Raw genomic sequence first — 15,664 nt, forward strand, 5'->3', positions numbered from 1 at the left:
CCGGGTAAGGCCAGGGATGACGGAGGTGCGGTGCCCGACCGACGACGGTGGTGATGAAGCGACGTGATGGTAGAGCACGAGATCAGATGGGCCGCGCACCAGCTCGACGGGTGTGCGGTGGTGCGCCCGGAGGGCGAACTCGATCCGATCACCTATCGCGGCTTCGGTGAGGATCTGGCCGAGTTCGCCATGCGGCTGCCGCGGGCGGTGATCGTCGCGGTCGACGATCTGCGGGTGTGGGCCGAGCCGTTGCTGACCATCTTCGCCAATGTCTGGATGCGGGTGGGCGAGCGGCCCGGGGTGCCGATCCTGCTGGTCGCCGAGGATCCCGAGGTGCGCGGGTTGTACGAGCGCAGCGCCGTGCGCCGGTTCGTGCCGGTGCACGATTCGGTGACCGCGGCGGTGGCGGCGGCGGATCGGCCCGCGTCGCACCGGCACGACACCCTGACCCTGGCCCGCACCGACGACTGTGCCCGGCGCGCACGGCGATTCGTCGACGAGGCGTGCCGGAACTGGCAGGTCATGGAGGTCTTCGCCGACGCCGAACTGGTCGTGACCGAACTGGTGGAGAACGCCCTCGCGCACAGCCGCGCGGGCACCGAGATCAGCGTGCGGGTGGAGCTGCGGCAGGATCTGCTGACCGTCGCCGTCCGCGACGACGATCCGCGCGAGGCGGTGCTGCACGAACCGCTGCCGGGGGAGACGCATCTGTACGGCCTGCATGTCGTGGCCCGGCTCGCGCACGCCTGGGGCTGCGCGCCGCGCGTGCCGACCGGCAAGGTGGTGTGGGCCGCGCTGCCGACCGGAACCGAGGCCGGGCGGCAGTTCGGCTGAGCCCGGAGGGATCGAAGGCCGCCCCCTCGAATGAGGTTGGCGGCCTTCGGTTCTCGGCGATCGAATCCGGTCGGCGGATCAGCGACCGCTCCTGCGTGCCGCGGACGAAGCCGAGGGCGACGGTGGTCAGCGGGCGAACAGCAGCGCGCGCTTGACCTCCTGGATGGCCTTGGTGACCTCGATGCCGCGCGGGCAGGCGTCGGTGCAGTTGAAGGTGGTGCGGCAGCGCCACACGCCCTCGACGTCGTTGAGGATGTCCAGGCGTTCGCGGGCGCCCTCGTCGCGGCTGTCGAAGATGAACCGGTGCGCGTTGACGATGGCGGCCGGGCCGAAGTAGCTGCCGTCGCTCCAGTACACCGGGCACGAGGTGGTGCAGCACGCGCACAGGATGCACTTGGTGGTGTCGTCGAAGCGCGCGCGGTCGGCCTGGGACTGGATGCGCTCGCGGGTGGGCTCGTTGCCGTGCGTGATGAGGTACGGCTTGACGGCCTTGAACGCGTCGAAGAACGGATCCATGTCCACCACGAGATCCTTCTCCACGGGCAGGCCGCGGATCGGCTCGACGGTGACGGTCAGCGACTTGCCGCTCTTGGGCAGCATGTCGCGCATCAGCACCTTGCACGCCAGCCGGTTCACGCCGTTGATGCGCATGGCGTCGGAACCGCACACGCCGTGGGCGCAGGAGCGGCGGAAGGTGAGCGTGCCGTCCAGGTAGGACTTGATGTAGATGAGCACGTTCAGGAACCGGTCGGTGGGCAGCACCGGCACCTGGAACGAATCCCAGTGCGCCCCTTGGCCGTCCTCGGGGTTGAACCGGGCCACCTTGACGGTGATCATGGTCGAACCCTCGGGCACCGGAGCGGCCTTCTGCGGGGCCTCTGCTACAGCGGTCATCAGTACTTACGCTCCATCGGCTCGTAACGGGTCTGCACCACCGGCTTGAAGTCGAGCCGGATGTCGGCGATCAGTTCGGCGTGCGCGCCGGGCTCGACGTCCTTGTACGCCATGGTGTGACGCATGAAGTTGACGTCGTCGCGGTCCGGGTAGTCCTCGCGGGCGTGGCCGCCGCGCGACTCCTTGCGGTTGAGCGCGCCGACCACGGTCACCTCGGCCAGCTCGAGCAGGAAGCCCAGCTCGACGGCCTCGAGCAGATCGCTGTTGTAGCGGCGGCCCTTGTCCTGCACGGTGATGTGCGCGTAGCGCTCCTTGAGCGCGTGGATGTCGGTGAGCGCCGTCTTGAGGGTCTCCTCGGTGCGGAACACCGCGGCATTGGCGTCCATGGTGTTCTGCAACTCGGTGCGGATGTCGGCGACGCGCTCGTTGCCGTGATCCGACAGCAGGCTCGACAGCCAGCCCTGCACGTATTCGGCCGGGGCGTCGGGCATTTCGACGAACTCGCTGCGCTGGGCGTACTCCGCGGCGGCGATGCCCGCGCGGCGGCCGAACACATTGATGTCCAGCAGCGAGTTGGTGCCCAGGCGGTTCGCGCCGTGCACCGATACGCACGCGCACTCACCGGCGGCGTAGAGGCCGGGCACCACATCGGTGTTGTTGCGCAGCACCTCGCCGCGGATGCGGGTCGGGATGCCGCCCATGACGTAGTGGCAGGTCGGCATGACCGGCACCGGCTCCTTCACCGGGTCCACGCCCAGGTAGGTGCGCGAGAACTCGGTGATGTCGGGCAGCTTCTCCTCGAGCACGTCCTCGCCGAGGTGGGTGACGTCGATGTAGACGTAGTCCTTGTTCGGCCCGGCGCCGCGGCCCTCGAGGACCTCCTTGACCATCGAGCGGGCGACGATGTCGCGCGGCGCGAGGTCCTTGATGGTCGGGGCGTAGCGCTCCATGAACCGCTCGCCGGACGCGTTGCGCAGGATGCCGCCCTCGCCGCGCACGGCCTCGGAGATGAGGATGCCCAGGCCCGCCAGGCCCGTCGGATGGAACTGGTGGAATTCCATGTCCTCCAACGGAAGTCCCTTGCGGAACACGATCGCCATGCCGTCACCGGTGAGGGTGTGGGCGTTGGAGGTCGTCTTGTACATGCGGCCCGAGCCGCCGGTGGCGAACACGATCGCCTTGGCGTGGAAGACGTGCAGCTCGCCGGTGGCCAGCTCGTAGGCGACCACACCGGTGGCCACCGGGCCGCGGTCGGTGTTGGTCAGCACCAGGTCCAGCACGTAGAACTCGTTGAAGAACTCGACGTCGTGCTTGACGCAGTTCTGGTAGAGCGTCTGCAGGATCATGTGGCCCGTGCGGTCGGCGGCGTAGCACGCGCGGCGCACCGGGGCCTTGCCGTGGTCCCGGGTGTGCCCGCCGAAGCGGCGCTGGTCGATCTTGCCCTCGGGGGTGCGGTTGAACGGCAGGCCCATCTTCTCCAGATCGAGCACGGCGTCGATGGCCTCCTTGGCCATGATCTCCGCGGCGTCCTGGTCGACGATGTAGTCGCCACCCTTGACGGTGTCGAAGGTGTGCCACTCCCAGTTGTCCTCTTCGACATTGGCCAGCGCGGCGCACATGCCGCCCTGGGCCGCGCCGGTGTGGGAGCGGGTCGGGTACAGCTTGGTCAGCACCGCGGTGCGGGCCCGGGGACCGGCCTCGATCGCCGCGCGCATCCCCGCGCCACCCGCGCCGACGATCACGACGTCGTAGCGGTGCTCCTGGATGGGACGAGTCTCACTCATCGGAGGTGGCGTTCCTAACTGATGTTGGGGTCGAAGGTGAAGATGACGTAGGTGCCCACGCCCATGATCAGGATCATGGAGATCGCCAGCAGCGTCTTCAGCCAGAAGCGGGTCGAGTCCTTGCGCGAGTAGTCGTCGATGACCGTGCGCAGGCCGTTGCCGCCGTGCAGCTGGGCGAGCCACAGCATGGCCAGATCCCACAGCTGCCAGAACGGGCTGGCCCAGCGGCCCGCGACGAAGCCGAAGTTCAGCCGCTTCACGCCGCCGTCGAGCATGAGCATGATCGTCATGTGGCCGATGACCAGCACGACCAGCAGCAGGCCGGAGAAGCGCATGAACAGCCAGGCGTACTTCTCGAAGTTGTTGCCCCGGGTACGCCGGGGGGCGCGGGGAGCGTCGAGGCTGGCCGGGCGGTCGTAGGACTTGCCGAGGACGGGTGCAGACATATCAGTGCTCCGTGAACAGGTAGAAGAACTGGCGTCCGACCCCGGCGCCCGCGACGACGACCCAGATCGCGAGCACGATCCACAGCATCAGTCGCTGGTAGCGCGGGCCCTGGGACCAGAAGTCGACGAGGATGACCCGGATGCCGTTGAGGGCGTGGAACAGCACGCACACCACGAGGGCCATCTCCATCAGGGCGACGACCGGGTTCTTGTACGTCTCGATGGCCCGGTCGTAGGTGTCCGGGCTGACGCGCACCAGAGCGGTGTCGAGGACGTGGACGAACAGGAAGAAGAAGATCGTGACACCGGTGATCCGGTGCAGGGCCCAGGACCACATGCCCGGGTCGCCGCGGTACAGGGTCTTCCGCTTCGGCTGAGCCGGAGCTTCGAGCGTGGTCGTCATAGAGTGCGGTGCCTCCAACGTCGTTGATGGACACGCCGGGCGCACCCGGCTAGTCGGACCCGGTCGCGGTTTCGGCGCGGGACTGGAGAGCCGTTGGATCTGGAAAACACCAGCTCGTGCCCGGAGCCAACACCCCGGAGGCTGTGGTCGACCCGCCGCCGGGAACCTGAACCGATCTGTCTGGAACTCTAATCCCCGGCGAATGGCGGAACTAATTCGGCGTGCTGAGCGTTGGAGCACAATTCGGCATAGTTAGGTTTGCCTTGCCTATTCGATTGACGTGGTCGTTCGCCCTTCTCTACCGTCGTTTCCGAGTCGTCCGAGCGGAGGTCCGGTATGCCCGAAATAGATTGGGATGCCTTGCGTCACAAGGCAATTGAAGTCATGCGCAACGCGTATGCGCCGTACTCGCGGTTTCCGGTCGGGGCGGCCGGGCTCGGTGCCGACGGGCGAATCGTCCTCGGATGCAATGTGGAAAATGTCTCATACGGTTTGGGCCTCTGCGCCGAATGCGTACTCGTCGGTAACCTCGCCGCAACCGGTGGCGGGCGATTGCTGGCGGTTTCCGTGTGCGACTCGCGCGGGGCGATCCTGATGCCGTGCGGGCGGTGTCGGCAGGTGCTCTATGAGCACGGAGGTGCGGAGATGTTGGTCGACCACGCCGAGGGGCCGAAGCCGTTGGGGCGTTTGCTACCCGATGCCTTCGGGCCGGAGGATTTGGCGGCCGGGCGGGAATGATGTGAAATATCGCACCTCCGCTCGATCGCTGCCCCTTCCCGCGGCCGCCGCGCGCTCGGGGCCACTGCGCGAAGTTTCGTCATTCGGCACGAAATGCGCAGTGCCCCAAGCATTCACGGATGGATGAAGGCGTCCGCTCTCAGGTCTGATCCTCCAGCACCGCGTCGATCTCATCCTCGGTCGGCATGGCGATGGGCGAGAACGGGATCGGCGGTAGTCCGAAATGCTGAAGGATGCGGGCCATGCCCGCTTGCAGATAGTTGACCCCGTCCACCAATTGGGACTCGATCAATTCACTTCGGATCGAACGCCGCTCGAGCCGGTAGATCGACGCTCCATGGCTCTCCTCGATATCGGTTACCCGGCCTTCGAGCTTGGTTACTCGGCGGCCGAGTTCGATGTACGACATACCTTCCCCCTTCGTCGATTCCGTATGGCGGCGAGGCTACCCCAGGGCAACAGGGCTTTCCGCGTGTCGCCGAGGCGTTCGGACAGTCGCACCCCGCGTTTGGAATCCGCACCCTTTCCAGGCCCTTCTGAGAGGGTGGGACATATGGTGAGTGCGCAGTCGGCGGTGTCGGTGATCGCGGCCAAACGGGACGGGGACGAACTCAGCGACGAGCAGATCGCCTGGGTCGTGGACGCTTTCACGCGGGGGGAGGTGGCCGACTACCAGATGGCCGCGCTGGCCATGGCGATCGTGTGGCGCGGGATGACGCGCCGCGAGATCGCCACCTGGACCCGGGCCATGATCGAATCCGGGCGGCGGATGGACTTCACCGACCTGCCGCGCCCGACCGTGGACAAGCATTCGACGGGCGGGGTCGGCGACAAGATCACCCTGCCGCTGGCCCCCTTGGTCGCCGCCTGCGGGGCGGCCGTGCCGCAGCTGTCGGGTCGCGGCCTGGGCCACACCGGCGGCACGCTCGACAAGCTGGAGTCGATCCCGGGGTGGCGGGCCGACGTCCCGGTCGAACGGATGCGCGCGATGCTGACCGATCCGAACGTCGGCGCGGTGGTGTGCGCGGCCGGAGCCGATCTCGCCCCCGCCGACAAGCGGCTCTACGCCCTGCGCGATGTGACCGGAACCGTCGAATCCATTCCGCTGATCGCGAGTTCGATCATGAGCAAGAAGATCGCCGAGGGCACCGCGGCACTGGTCCTCGATGTGAAGGTCGGCGGCGGCGCCTTCATGAAGGACGCGGACTCGGCCCGCGAATTGGCCCGCACCATGGTCGAATTGGGCACCGACGCGGGCGTGCGCACGGTCGCGCTCCTCACCGATATGGACACCCCGCTCGGCCGCACCGCGGGCAACGCGCTCGAGGTCGCCGAATCGGTCGAGGTGCTCGCGGGCGGCGGACCCGCCGACGTCGTGGAACTCACCCTGACCCTGGCCCGGGAGATGGTGGCGCGGGCCGGAATTCACGATGTCGACCCCGCCGACGCGCTCGCCGACGGCCGGGCCATGGACCGCTGGCGAGCCATGATCGCGGCCCAGGGCGGTGACCCGGACGCACCGCTGCCGCGCGCCCGCCACACCGAGGTGGTCACCGCCGACCAGAGCGGCACGCTCACCCGGCTGGACGCCATGGGCGTCGGCCTCGCGGCCTGGCGGCTCGGGGCGGGGCGGGCGCGTCAGGGCGATCCGGTGCAATTCGGCGCGGGCGTCGAAATGCACGCCAAGCCGGGCGAATCGGTGACGGCCGGGCAACCGCTGCTGACCTTGCACACCGACACGCCCGAGGCGATTCCGGCCGCCCGCGACGCACTGCGCGGGGCCTACGTCATCGGGGCCGAGCCGGGTCCGGACACCCCGCTCGTGCTGGACCGCATCGCCCCCTGACCGCCGCTCGGCGACACGCGGGCGACATCGGGGCGTCGATTTGCCCGCGCCGGGGTGCACACCGGGGAAGTCCGCTGCGGAACGCGTCCGATGCGGATAGCGTCGGTACATGACTGGACCGATGCCTTTGACACTCGCCTCGATCCGCCGAGCCCCGAAGGCCGTACTGCACGACCATCTCGACGGCGGTCTGCGGCCCGCGACCGTCCTCGAGCTGGCCGCCGAGTGCGGCTACGACGCGCTACCGGCGACGGACGCCGAATCGCTGGCGACCTGGTTCCGCGACGCCGCCGACAGCGGTTCGCTCGAGCGCTATCTGGAAACCTTCGATCACACCGTCGCCGTGATGCAGACCCCGGAGGGGCTGCGGCGGGTGGCCCGCGAATGCGCCGAGGATCTGGCCGCCGACGGCGTGGTGTACGCCGAGGTGCGCTTCGCCCCCGAACAGCATCTGGAACGCGGCCTGACCCTCGACGAGGTCGTCGAACACACCCTCGCCGGATTCCGCGAGGGCGAGGAACTGGCCGCGGCCGCCGGGACGCCGATCCGGATGGTCTGTCTGCTCACGGCCATGCGGCACGCCGCCCGCTCACTCGAAATCGCCGAACTGACAGTGCGTTTCCGCGATCGCGGCGTGGGCGGCTTCGATATCGCCGGGGCGGAGGCCGGGTACCCGCCCACCCGGCACCTGGACGCCTTCGAGTACATGCGCGCCAACCACGGCTCGTTCACCATCCACGCCGGGGAGGCGTTCGGGCTGCCGTCCATTCACGAGGCGCTGGCGTTCTGCGGCTGCGATCGGCTCGGGCACGGGGTGCGGATCACCGACGACATCTTCGACTCCGACTCCGAGCCGACCCTCGGTCTGGTCGCGAATCATGTGCGGGACAAGCGAATTCCGCTGGAGCTGTGCCCGTCGTCGAACGTGCAGACCGGCGCGGTGCCCTCGCTGGAGAAGCATCCGTTCGACCTGCTGGCCCGGCTCCGCTTCCGCGTCACTGTCAACACCGACAACCGGCTCATGAGCGACACCACCATGAGCCGCGAGATGCTCAAACTGGTCGAGACCTTCGGCTACGGCTGGAGCGATCTGGAGCGGTTCACCATCAACGCGATGAAATCCGCGTTCATCCCGTTCCCGGACCGGCTCCGGCTCATCGACGAGGTGATCAAGCCGGGGTACGCCGTCCTGATCGGTTGAGCCCCAGTCCTTCTCGGGCTCAGCCCTTCTCGAGCCGGGCCTCGAACGCGTGCTCCAGGGCCCGCCAGCTCTCCGCCTCGGCGGTGAACGGCGGGCTCGGGGCCAGTCGGCTCGGATCCGGCTCGAGCAGGTAGGAGACGTACCAGCCCAGCGGGGTCGACTTGGCGAGTGCTTGCTCGACCGCGTCGTCGCCCGCGTAATCGGCCGCGTCGCTGAACAATTCGACCGCCAGATCGAGCTGTTCGATGTCGACGGCCTCCGGGCCCGCGGCCAGATCGTCGGCCAGGCCGGGCAGGACGTAGACGTTGTCGTCCTCGACCTCGATCTCCAGCGAGCCGTCCACCGCCGCGGTCTGCACCTCGCCGTAGGTGCTCACCCGGGACAGGTCGTGCTCGTGGTCGTCGGCGAGGTAGCGGGCCAGCGCGCGCTCGGAGGTGAACACCGTGATGGTGCCCTCGGTGCCCAGGAAGACCGGCTCGTCGTCGAGGTAACAGCGCAGCGTGAAGTACGTGTCCGCGGCGGTGACGATCTTGACCGGGTCGATGCCGACCTCGTGCCAGAACGTCTCCTCCTCGGCCTCCTCGTCGTCCGCGTCGAGGTCGACCTGTTCGATCTCGTCGTCGTCATCGGTGTCGCCGACATCCTCCGCGTCGACGATGTTCTCCTCGGCCGCAAGCAGTTCCGCCTCCGCGACGGCCACCGCCTCGGCGTCGACCTCGGGGGTCTTGACGACCGAGTCGATGGCGTCGACGACGCGGTCCCAGTCCTTGGCGATGGCGGTGCCGATCTGGTCCCACAGCTCCTCGCCCTCGCGCCCGTAGAAGGCGCTCACCCCGGCGGGCAGCGCGCCCAGCACCGGATGCGAGCCGAAGAACTTCGTCACCACGTCGAGTTCGCAGACCTCGCCGATGGTGCGGACCATGTCGAGGGTCTCCTCGAGTTCGGCCACGGTCTCCGGATCCGGATCACCGGCCGCGAGCTCCGGCACGCCGACCAGATCGAAGACGTACTGCTCCTCCGGCTCCAGCTCGGGCGCGCCCAGTCCGACCACGACCTTCCAGGCCGGATGATCGACCAGATCGTTGTCGTCGTCGGTGCGGATGAACGCCGCCAGATCCGCGACCGACTCGAATCCGTACAGCGCGTCCTCGTGCCCGAGGAATGCCTCCCACTCGTCGTCACCGTCCCGCCAGCGCGGTGCCCACAGTGTGACGAGGTCGCCGTCGGTCAGGCCGAGCTCGATCGGGACGATGTCTCCAGAAGCCATGACCGGAAGCCTATCGAGCCTCGCCGTTCGGCACTATTCGGCCCGCCCCCCAACGTTTCCCGGCGGCGGGGTCACGAAGGTGGAGTTGAGCTCGCCGACCACCTTCGACCGTTGCTCACCGGCGTCCTGGGCGGCCTGCTGGCACGCCCAGATGATGGCCTGCCCGATCTCGGCAGGGGGTCTGGACGTCACCGTCTCCGCCAGGGACAGTGCGACCAGCGCGCCGTTGCTGTCGACCTCCACGCTCACCGAACCGTCGTCGGTGGTGTAGCGGCCGCGCACGTTCTTCAGACCGTAGAGCGCCGCCTCGAGCGCCTCCAGCTTCTGCGTCGCCGCCGCGACCAGGGCGTCCATCTCCGCGCTCATACCGGCCTCATCCAGCTCGTGGGTCCCGTGTCCTCGTCGTCCATGCGATCCAGTTCGTCCACCGCGGCCTGCCGGGTGGGCAGGTCCAGCTTGTCGAGGATCTCGGCGGGCATCCCGGATTCGGCCAGCTGTTCGCGGCGGCGCGCCTTGGCCACGATGGTCGAGCGTTTGGTCAGGCGCAGGATCTCCGCGGCCAGAGCGCTTGCGCCGTAACGGTATTCGCTGCGCTCGAATTTGATCTCCACCGGCATGCCCTGATCGGTGGCGCGGACGGTGATGGTGCCCGCGCGGTTGGTGCTGGCGGCGACCGTGACGTTCGGAATCTGCGGTGGCTTGCTCATGACGTGGGCCTGTAGAAGCCGTGGAACGCCATACCCATGTTCTCCGTTCGAATCGGATCGATCTGTACCGGATCACCGGCCTCGACCATCTGTCCGTTACCGATCACCATGGCGACGTGACCGTCCCAGACGGCCAGATCGCCGGGCATGAGATCACCGGGGCTGACCGGGGTCGCGCCCGCGGACTGGTCGGCGGCCAGCCGGGGCAGGTCGACCCCGGCCTCGCCGTAGGCCCATTTCGTGAGGCCGCTGCAATCCAGGCCCGCGCCGGGGGTGTTGCCGCCCCACACATAGGGGGTGCCGACCGCGCTGATCGCGGATTTGACCGCGGTGGCGGCCTTTTCGTTGGGGGCCTCGACCTGACTGCCGTCGGGCAGCGTGATCATGACCCCGCCGTGCCGCCCGGGCCGGTCGCCCTCGGTCGCCGTGCCCGGGGTCGGCGTGGTCGTGCCCGAACCGCCGGAACTCGATCGCGACGGCATGGCCATGGAGGCCGTATGGATCAGGGGTGCGGCCATCGAGCCGCCGGTGGAGGCGAGGCCGCTGAGCGCCGAACCGGCCTGCTGCACCCCGCTGAGCACGGGCGCGGCCATCGAGGCGGGAGCGGTCGCGGCGGCCGCGGCGTCGGCGGGCGGGGGAGTGGGCGGTGGCGGGGTCAGTTCCGTCATGGCCGCGGTGTGGGTGTCGAGTTCGGAGCGGACCCGGCCGACCACGGTCAGCGCCTGCCCGAAATGGTCGATGGCCGAGCTCACCACGGCCGCCAGACCGGGCGGGGTGGTGACCGCCGGGCCGAGCGCGGTCACCGAGTCCACGAACGACTGCAGGATCGCGTCGAGTTCCTTCTGCCCGGTCTGCACGGTGGCCGCGGCCTGGCTGACCACGTCGGCGATGCTGTAGCCGCGATCGGAGATGGCCGCGGCGGAGGTCTGCACCTTCATCGCCTTGTCCATGGCCGCGTCGCCGCCCTGGCCGTTCCACACGCTGGTCAGTTGATTGATACTCGACGCGCCCGCCTGATGAATCCCGTCAAGGCTGGTCGACGCGTTGCGCAGCGCGTCGGCCGGGCCGCCGCCGGGCAGCACACCGTTGCCGAAACTCGCCAGCAGATCGAGCAGCGGCTGCGCGAGCGCGGTGAGGTCGACGACGGGCGCGGTCACGCCAGCCCTCCCTCGGTGGCGCGCAGACCCGCGGCGCCCGCGGCGTCGGTTCCGGCGTAGGCGCCCGCGGCCCCGGTGGCCGCGGCGCCGACAGTGCCCAGCACCGCGGACAATTCGCCGATCGAGGCGACGTGACCGGCGTGCGCGGCGGCGTAGGCGGCCACGAAATCACCGCCGATCAGACCGAAGATCGGGCCCAGCAGAACCGGATTCGCGCCCGCGGCCCCGGCCGCCGCGGCGGCCATCTCACCGGCGAGTCCATCGGCTGTCGCACCGTAGGCGGCGACGCCCTCGGTGTCGACCGAGATCTTGTGCATCAACATCCCCCATCGTGCTGGTCTCGTGGGCAGATTACGTCATCCGAGTACTTCGACGCAGGCGCCGCGGGGCCGGTTCCCGTTCCCCGGCACGAAATCGGGCCGATATCGTTCCCTCATGCGCACCCACCTCGTGGATCATCCGCTGGCCGCCACCTTGCTGACCACTATGCGGGACGCGGGCACATCCAACGCGGCTTTTCGTGCGGCACTGCGGGATCTGACCGGCATCCTCATCTACGAGGCGCTGCGCGAGGCCGAGGTGACGACCTTCGACCTCAGCACGCCCGTGGCCGCCACGCGCGGGGTGCGACTGGCCCGGCCGCCGCTGCTGGTTCCGGTGCTGCGCGCCGGGCTGGGCATGGTGGACGCGGCGAGCGCGCTCATCCCCGAATCGCGGGTGGGGTTCGTCGGCATCGCCCGCGACGAGAGTTCGCACCGGCCGGTGCCGTACATGGAGTCGCTGCCCGAGGACCTGTCCGGGCAGCCGGTCTTCGTGCTCGATCCGATGCTGGCCACGGGCGGGTCCATGCGGCACACCCTGGAACTGCTGGCCGCGCGCGCCGCCACCGACATCACCGCCGTCTGCGTCGTCGCCGCGCCGGAAGGCATTGCGGCGCTGACGGATTCGGGCCTGCCGGTGCGGCTGGTCACGGCCGCGGTGGACGAGCGGCTCAATGCCGACGCCTACATCGTGCCCGGTCTCGGGGACGCGGGCGATCGGCAGTTCGGGCCGCGCTAGAGCTTCTCGCAGAACGCGCGCAGTTCCATCAACCGCCGGGCGGCGGCCAGCCGCGCCTCCGGCAGCTCGTCGCGCGACGACACCGGCTCGACCACCTCGAGGTAGCACTTGAGTTTCGGCTCGGTGCCCGACGGACGGATCACCAGCCGCTGGCCCGCGCCCTCGAAAATCAGTGCGTCCGTACGCATCCGGCCCCGGGCCTGCGCCAGATCCGTGCAGCGCACCGGTTCCCCGCCGAGGGTCGCGGGCGGGGCCGCGCGCAGCCGGGTGAGCACCTCGGCGGCCGCGGCCGGATCGGCCATCCGCACCGAGATCTGATCGCCCACGTGCGCCCCGAATTCCAGGGCGTAGTCGTCGAGCGCCTCGTGCACGCTGCGGCCCGCCGCGCGCAGCCGCGCCACCAGATCGGCCGCGGCCACCGCCGCGGAGATGCCGTCCTTGTCGCGCACGGAGTCCGGGTCGACGCAGTGTCCGATCGCCTCCTCGTAGGCGTAGACCAGACCCTCGCCCGCGCGCGCCAGCCATTTGAAGCCGGTGAGGGTCTCGGCGTAGCGGGCCCCGCGCGCGGGCGCGAGCTCGCTCAACAATCGCGAGGACACGATCGTCGTGGCCACCAGCGCGTCCGGCGGGGCGGCGCGCAGCACGTAATCGGCCAGCAGGACACCGGTTTCGTCGCCGCGCAGCATCCGCCAGCCCTCGGGTCCGGGCACGCCGACGGCGCAGCGGTCGGCGTCGGGGTCCAGCGCGATGGCCACATCGGCGTGCACCCGCTGGGCCAGCGCGAGCAGTTTGTCCGACGCGCCGGGCTCCTCCGGATTCGGGAAGGCGACGGTCGGGAAGTCCGGATCGGGGGCGAACTGGTCGACCACGACGTGCACGTCGAGGAAGCCCGCCGCGTGCAGCGCGGTCACGACCGCCTGACCGCCGACGCCGTGCAAGGGGGTCAGCGCGATGCGTAAGGTCTTGCGCGACACGGCTTCCGAGTCCGGGCCGCCGAGCACGCCGGGCAGTTCGGCCACCCGCGCGAGGTAGCGCCGCACGATCTCCTCGGTCATGGCCGTCGTCGTGGCGCCCGCGGGCAGGCCGAGGATCGCGGGGGCCGGTGCCGTGGACTCGGGATCGGCGCGCGGAATCGGTTCGGCCGCGGCCTCGATGAGCCGTTCGATCTCGCCGTCGGCGGGCGGGATCAGCTGCGAACCGCCGTCGAGATAGACCTTGTAGCCGTTGTCGCCGGGCGGATTGTGCGAGGCGGTGATCTGCACCCCGGCCACCGCGCCGAGTTCGCGCACCGCGAAGGCGAGGATCGGGGTGGGCAGCGGCTTGGTCAGCGGGAGCACCGAGAAGCCCCCGGCGGCAAGGACTTTCGCGGTGGTGGCGGCGAATTCGGCCGAGCCGTGCCGGGCGTCGCGGCCGACGATCACCAGTCCGCCGCCCAGGCAGCGCCCGCGCAGCCATTCGGCGAGTCCGGCCGTGGCGCGGGTGACCGTGGTGACGTTTATGCCGTCGGGGCCGTCGCGGAGCGGGCCGCGCAGACCCGCGGTTCCGAAGCGCAGCATCGTCTCTGCCCTACAGCCGTTCCAGCACGCCGCGCAGCAGCTTGCCCAATCGCGGTGCGGCGGCGTGCCCCTCGGCGAGGACCTCCGCGTGCGAGAGATGTTCGCCCGTCACGCCCGCGGCGAGGTTGGTCACCAGCGAGATGCCCAGCACCCGCGCCCCGGCGGCGCGGCAGGCGATCGCCTCCAGCACGGTCGACATGCCGACCAGATCGGCGCCGACGGTGGCGAGCATGCGGATCTCGGCGGGCGTCTCGTACTGCGGGCCGGTCAGGCCCGCGTACACGCCCTCGGTCAGGCTGGGATCGACTTCCCTTGCCAGCGTGCGCAATCCGGGGTCCCAGGCGTCGACCAGATCGACGAAGGTGGCCCCGGTCAGCGGGGTGCGGCCGGTGAGATTGAGGTGATCGGCTATCAGCACCGGCTCACCGACCCGCAGCCCGGGGCGGATACCGCCCGCGGCATTGGTCAGCAGCACGGTGCGCGCGCCCGCCGCGATCGCCGCCCGCACGCCGTGCACGACCTGCGCGGGCTCGTGGCCCTCGTAGAGATGCTGGCGGCCCATCAGCAGCAGCACGTCGGCGTCGTTCACGCGCACCGAATGCACGGTGCCCTGATGGCCCTGCGCGGTCGGGGTGTCGAAGCCGGGCAGTTCGGCCATGGGCACCGAGGCGGTGGGGCTGCCGATCTCGGCGGCGGCGTCCTGCCAGCCCGAGCCGAGCACCACCGCGATCCGGTGGTCCGATACTCCCGTTCGTTCGGCGATCGCCTCGGCGGCCTGTGCGGCAAGCATGGGCTCACGATAGTCCGGCGCGAAGGTCCGCGCGCCCGGGGGACGGGCGGGGCAGGATGGGGGCGTGCGTGAACTCGTCGTGCTGGGGACGGCCAGCCAGGTACCGACTCGGCAGCGGAATCACAACGGCTATCTGCTGCGCTGGGACAGCGAGGGGCTGCTGTTCGATCCCGGCGAGGGCACCCAGCGGCAGATGCAGTTCGCGGGCGTGTCGGCCACCGGGATCACGCGGATCTGCCTGACGCATTTCCACGGCGACCACTGCCTCGGACTGCCCGGCGTGCTGGCCCGGCTCAATCTGGATCAGGTGCCGCATCCGGTGGACGTCTGCTATCCGGGTTCGGGCCAGGAGTTCTTCGAGCGGCTGCGCGACGTCGTGCCGTGGTTTCCGGGGCTGCGGGAGCGACCGGTCACCGCGCCGGGTCCGATCCCGTTGCCGGACGCGCCCTTTCGCGCGGAGGCCGTGCGGCTCTCGCATCGGATCGACACCTTCGGGTATCGGCTCGTCGAACCCGACGGCCGCCGCATGTTGCCGGAACGCCTACGCGCGCTGGGAATTTCGGGTCCGGATGTGGGGCGGTTGCAGCGCGAGGGCACGCTGCGGCTGCCGACCGGGCGGGTGGTCGAGCTCGCGGAGGTCTCGACGGTCCGGCGCGGGCAGCGCTTCGCGTTCGTGATGGACACCCGAATGTGTTCGGGCGTCGAGGAATTGGCGCACGAGGCCGATATGCTCGTCATCGAGGCGACCTTCCTCGACGCCGACGCGGCCCTGGCCCGCGAGTACGGCCACCTCACCGCCGCCGAGGCCGCGCGGGCGGCCGCCGCGGCCGGGGTGCGCACGCTGGTGCTCACGCATTTCTCACAGCGCTACGGCGACCTCGACGGCCATCGCATCGAGGCGAGCAAGTACTTCGACGGCGAGCTGGTGGTGGCCGAGGACCTGCAACGCGTACCGGTCCCGACTCGCCGGTAACTTCGAGGG

At 69.8% G+C, this 15,664-nt stretch carries 18 protein-coding genes; 6 read left to right on the top strand and 12 right to left on the bottom strand.

Annotation, left to right across the window (positions count from 1 at the left end; genetic code table 11):
- Positions 1-66: 66 nt before the first annotated feature.
- Positions 67-834: an ATP-binding protein gene (locus tag ACWDSJ_RS22490; RefSeq protein ID WP_450034034.1), complete on the top strand. Its 768-nt coding sequence runs from the start codon at positions 67-69 to the stop codon at positions 832-834.
- A gap of 126 nt (positions 835-960) precedes the next feature.
- Here the strand turns inward: ACWDSJ_RS22490 and ACWDSJ_RS22495 are convergent, their stop codons facing one another.
- From ACWDSJ_RS22495 to sdhC, 4 genes are read right to left on the bottom strand one after another with little or no spacing between them, the layout of a single operon-like run.
- Positions 961-1,728 (bottom strand): succinate dehydrogenase iron-sulfur subunit, encoded by a 768-nt coding sequence (locus ACWDSJ_RS22495; protein WP_387362532.1) that lies wholly within the window; start codon positions 1,726-1,728, stop codon positions 961-963.
- The gene (gene sdhA, locus ACWDSJ_RS22500; protein WP_387363074.1) at positions 1,728-3,494 is read right to left on the bottom strand and encodes a succinate dehydrogenase flavoprotein subunit; all 1,767 of its coding nucleotides are present in this window, start codon (positions 3,492-3,494) and stop codon (positions 1,728-1,730) included. The genes ACWDSJ_RS22495 and sdhA overlap by 1 nt, the downstream gene beginning before the upstream one ends.
- 32 nt (positions 3,495-3,526) lie before the next feature.
- The gene (locus tag ACWDSJ_RS22505; protein ID WP_387362530.1) at positions 3,527-3,958 is read right to left on the bottom strand and encodes a succinate dehydrogenase hydrophobic membrane anchor subunit; all 432 of its coding nucleotides are present in this window, start codon (positions 3,956-3,958) and stop codon (positions 3,527-3,529) included.
- 1 nt (position 3,959) lies between these two features.
- Positions 3,960-4,361, bottom strand: coding sequence for a succinate dehydrogenase, cytochrome b556 subunit (gene sdhC, locus ACWDSJ_RS22510; protein WP_387362528.1), 402 nt, complete (start codon positions 4,359-4,361; stop codon positions 3,960-3,962).
- Between the two features lie 336 nt (positions 4,362-4,697).
- On the opposite strand from sdhC, the gene ACWDSJ_RS22515 reads away from it, so the two are divergent.
- Positions 4,698-5,099, top strand: coding sequence for a cytidine deaminase (locus tag ACWDSJ_RS22515; protein ID WP_387362526.1), 402 nt, complete (start codon positions 4,698-4,700; stop codon positions 5,097-5,099).
- Between the two features lie 139 nt (positions 5,100-5,238).
- Here the strand turns inward: ACWDSJ_RS22515 and ACWDSJ_RS22520 are convergent, their stop codons facing one another.
- Positions 5,239-5,508, bottom strand: a complete 270-nt coding sequence (locus ACWDSJ_RS22520) for a hypothetical protein (protein ID WP_450034035.1) — start codon at positions 5,506-5,508, stop codon at positions 5,239-5,241.
- A gap of 144 nt (positions 5,509-5,652) precedes the next feature.
- On the opposite strand from ACWDSJ_RS22520, the gene ACWDSJ_RS22525 reads away from it, so the two are divergent.
- Together ACWDSJ_RS22525 and ACWDSJ_RS22530 are read left to right on the top strand one after the other, a co-directional pair.
- Positions 5,653-6,945, top strand: coding sequence for a thymidine phosphorylase (locus ACWDSJ_RS22525; protein WP_450034036.1), 1,293 nt, complete (start codon positions 5,653-5,655; stop codon positions 6,943-6,945).
- Between the two features lie 109 nt (positions 6,946-7,054).
- The gene (locus tag ACWDSJ_RS22530; RefSeq protein ID WP_450034037.1) at positions 7,055-8,146 is read left to right on the top strand and encodes an adenosine deaminase; all 1,092 of its coding nucleotides are present in this window, start codon (positions 7,055-7,057) and stop codon (positions 8,144-8,146) included.
- Positions 8,147-8,165: 19 nt separating this feature from the next.
- Here the strand turns inward: ACWDSJ_RS22530 and ACWDSJ_RS22535 are convergent, their stop codons facing one another.
- Genes ACWDSJ_RS22535 through ACWDSJ_RS22555 form a run of 5 tightly spaced genes read right to left on the bottom strand, consistent with a single transcriptional unit; the run spans position 8,166 to position 11,600 of the window.
- Positions 8,166-9,413 carry a primosomal protein gene (locus ACWDSJ_RS22535; protein ID WP_450034038.1) on the bottom strand — a complete coding sequence of 416 codons (1,248 nt, stop codon included), beginning with the start codon at positions 9,411-9,413 and terminating at the stop codon, positions 8,166-8,168.
- Between the two features lie 33 nt (positions 9,414-9,446).
- Entirely contained in the window at positions 9,447-9,779 is a 333-nt protein-coding gene (locus tag ACWDSJ_RS22540) for a YbaB/EbfC family nucleoid-associated protein (RefSeq protein WP_387362517.1), read from the bottom strand.
- Positions 9,776-10,120 carry a hypothetical protein gene (locus ACWDSJ_RS22545; protein WP_387362515.1) on the bottom strand — a complete coding sequence of 115 codons (345 nt, stop codon included), beginning with the start codon at positions 10,118-10,120 and terminating at the stop codon, positions 9,776-9,778. The genes ACWDSJ_RS22540 and ACWDSJ_RS22545 overlap by 4 nt, the downstream gene beginning before the upstream one ends.
- Positions 10,117-11,277 carry an NlpC/P60 family protein gene (locus ACWDSJ_RS22550; protein WP_450034039.1) on the bottom strand — a complete coding sequence of 387 codons (1,161 nt, stop codon included), beginning with the start codon at positions 11,275-11,277 and terminating at the stop codon, positions 10,117-10,119. The genes ACWDSJ_RS22545 and ACWDSJ_RS22550 overlap by 4 nt, the downstream gene beginning before the upstream one ends.
- Positions 11,274-11,600 carry a type VII secretion target gene (locus ACWDSJ_RS22555; protein ID WP_450034041.1) on the bottom strand — a complete coding sequence of 109 codons (327 nt, stop codon included), beginning with the start codon at positions 11,598-11,600 and terminating at the stop codon, positions 11,274-11,276. Before ACWDSJ_RS22555 ends, ACWDSJ_RS22550 begins: the two co-directional genes overlap by 4 nt.
- 112 nt (positions 11,601-11,712) lie before the next feature.
- Between ACWDSJ_RS22555 and upp the strand changes: the two genes are divergently transcribed.
- Positions 11,713-12,336, top strand: a complete 624-nt coding sequence (gene upp, locus ACWDSJ_RS22560; RefSeq protein WP_387362509.1) for a uracil phosphoribosyltransferase — start codon at positions 11,713-11,715, stop codon at positions 12,334-12,336.
- Here the strand turns inward: upp and ACWDSJ_RS22565 are convergent.
- Together ACWDSJ_RS22565 and ACWDSJ_RS22570 are read right to left on the bottom strand one after the other, a co-directional pair.
- Complete coding sequence (locus ACWDSJ_RS22565) at positions 12,333-13,892, bottom strand: phospho-sugar mutase (protein ID WP_450034043.1); 1,560 nt, start codon at positions 13,890-13,892, stop codon at positions 12,333-12,335. The genes upp and ACWDSJ_RS22565 overlap by 4 nt on opposite strands.
- A 10-nt stretch (positions 13,893-13,902) precedes the next feature.
- Positions 13,903-14,682 carry a purine-nucleoside phosphorylase gene (locus ACWDSJ_RS22570; protein WP_450034044.1) on the bottom strand — a complete coding sequence of 260 codons (780 nt, stop codon included), beginning with the start codon at positions 14,680-14,682 and terminating at the stop codon, positions 13,903-13,905.
- Between the two features lie 64 nt (positions 14,683-14,746).
- Between ACWDSJ_RS22570 and ACWDSJ_RS22575 the strand changes: the two genes are divergently transcribed.
- Positions 14,747-15,655, top strand: a complete 909-nt coding sequence (locus ACWDSJ_RS22575) for a ribonuclease Z (RefSeq protein ID WP_450034046.1) — start codon at positions 14,747-14,749, stop codon at positions 15,653-15,655.
- The last annotated feature ends 9 nt before the right edge of the window (positions 15,656-15,664 follow it).

The sequence above is a fragment of the Nocardia sp. NPDC003482 genome (genome assembly GCF_053588115.1).

Coding starts and splice junctions, on each gene's coding strand:
- ACWDSJ_RS22490 (WP_450034034.1), top strand. CDS start 67: ATGGTAGAGCACGAGATCAGATGGGCCGCGCACCAGCTCGACGGGTGT.
- ACWDSJ_RS22495 (WP_387362532.1), bottom strand. CDS start 1,728: ATGACCGCTGTAGCAGAGGCCCCGCAGAAGGCCGCTCCGGTGCCCGAG.
- ACWDSJ_RS22505 (WP_387362530.1), bottom strand. CDS start 3,958: ATGTCTGCACCCGTCCTCGGCAAGTCCTACGACCGCCCGGCCAGCCTC.
- sdhC (WP_387362528.1), bottom strand. CDS start 4,361: ATGACGACCACGCTCGAAGCTCCGGCTCAGCCGAAGCGGAAGACCCTG.
- ACWDSJ_RS22515 (WP_387362526.1), top strand. CDS start 4,698: ATGCCCGAAATAGATTGGGATGCCTTGCGTCACAAGGCAATTGAAGTC.
- ACWDSJ_RS22520 (WP_450034035.1), bottom strand. CDS start 5,508: ATGTCGTACATCGAACTCGGCCGCCGAGTAACCAAGCTCGAAGGCCGG.
- ACWDSJ_RS22525 (WP_450034036.1), top strand. CDS start 5,653: ATGGTGAGTGCGCAGTCGGCGGTGTCGGTGATCGCGGCCAAACGGGAC.
- ACWDSJ_RS22530 (WP_450034037.1), top strand. CDS start 7,055: ATGACTGGACCGATGCCTTTGACACTCGCCTCGATCCGCCGAGCCCCG.
- ACWDSJ_RS22535 (WP_450034038.1), bottom strand. CDS start 9,413: ATGGCTTCTGGAGACATCGTCCCGATCGAGCTCGGCCTGACCGACGGC.
- ACWDSJ_RS22540 (WP_387362517.1), bottom strand. CDS start 9,779: ATGAGCGCGGAGATGGACGCCCTGGTCGCGGCGGCGACGCAGAAGCTG.
- ACWDSJ_RS22545 (WP_387362515.1), bottom strand. CDS start 10,120: ATGAGCAAGCCACCGCAGATTCCGAACGTCACGGTCGCCGCCAGCACC.
- ACWDSJ_RS22555 (WP_450034041.1), bottom strand. CDS start 11,600: ATGTTGATGCACAAGATCTCGGTCGACACCGAGGGCGTCGCCGCCTAC.
- upp (WP_387362509.1), top strand. CDS start 11,713: ATGCGCACCCACCTCGTGGATCATCCGCTGGCCGCCACCTTGCTGACC.
- ACWDSJ_RS22565 (WP_450034043.1), bottom strand. CDS start 13,892: ATGCTGCGCTTCGGAACCGCGGGTCTGCGCGGCCCGCTCCGCGACGGC.
- ACWDSJ_RS22570 (WP_450034044.1), bottom strand. CDS start 14,682: ATGCTTGCCGCACAGGCCGCCGAGGCGATCGCCGAACGAACGGGAGTA.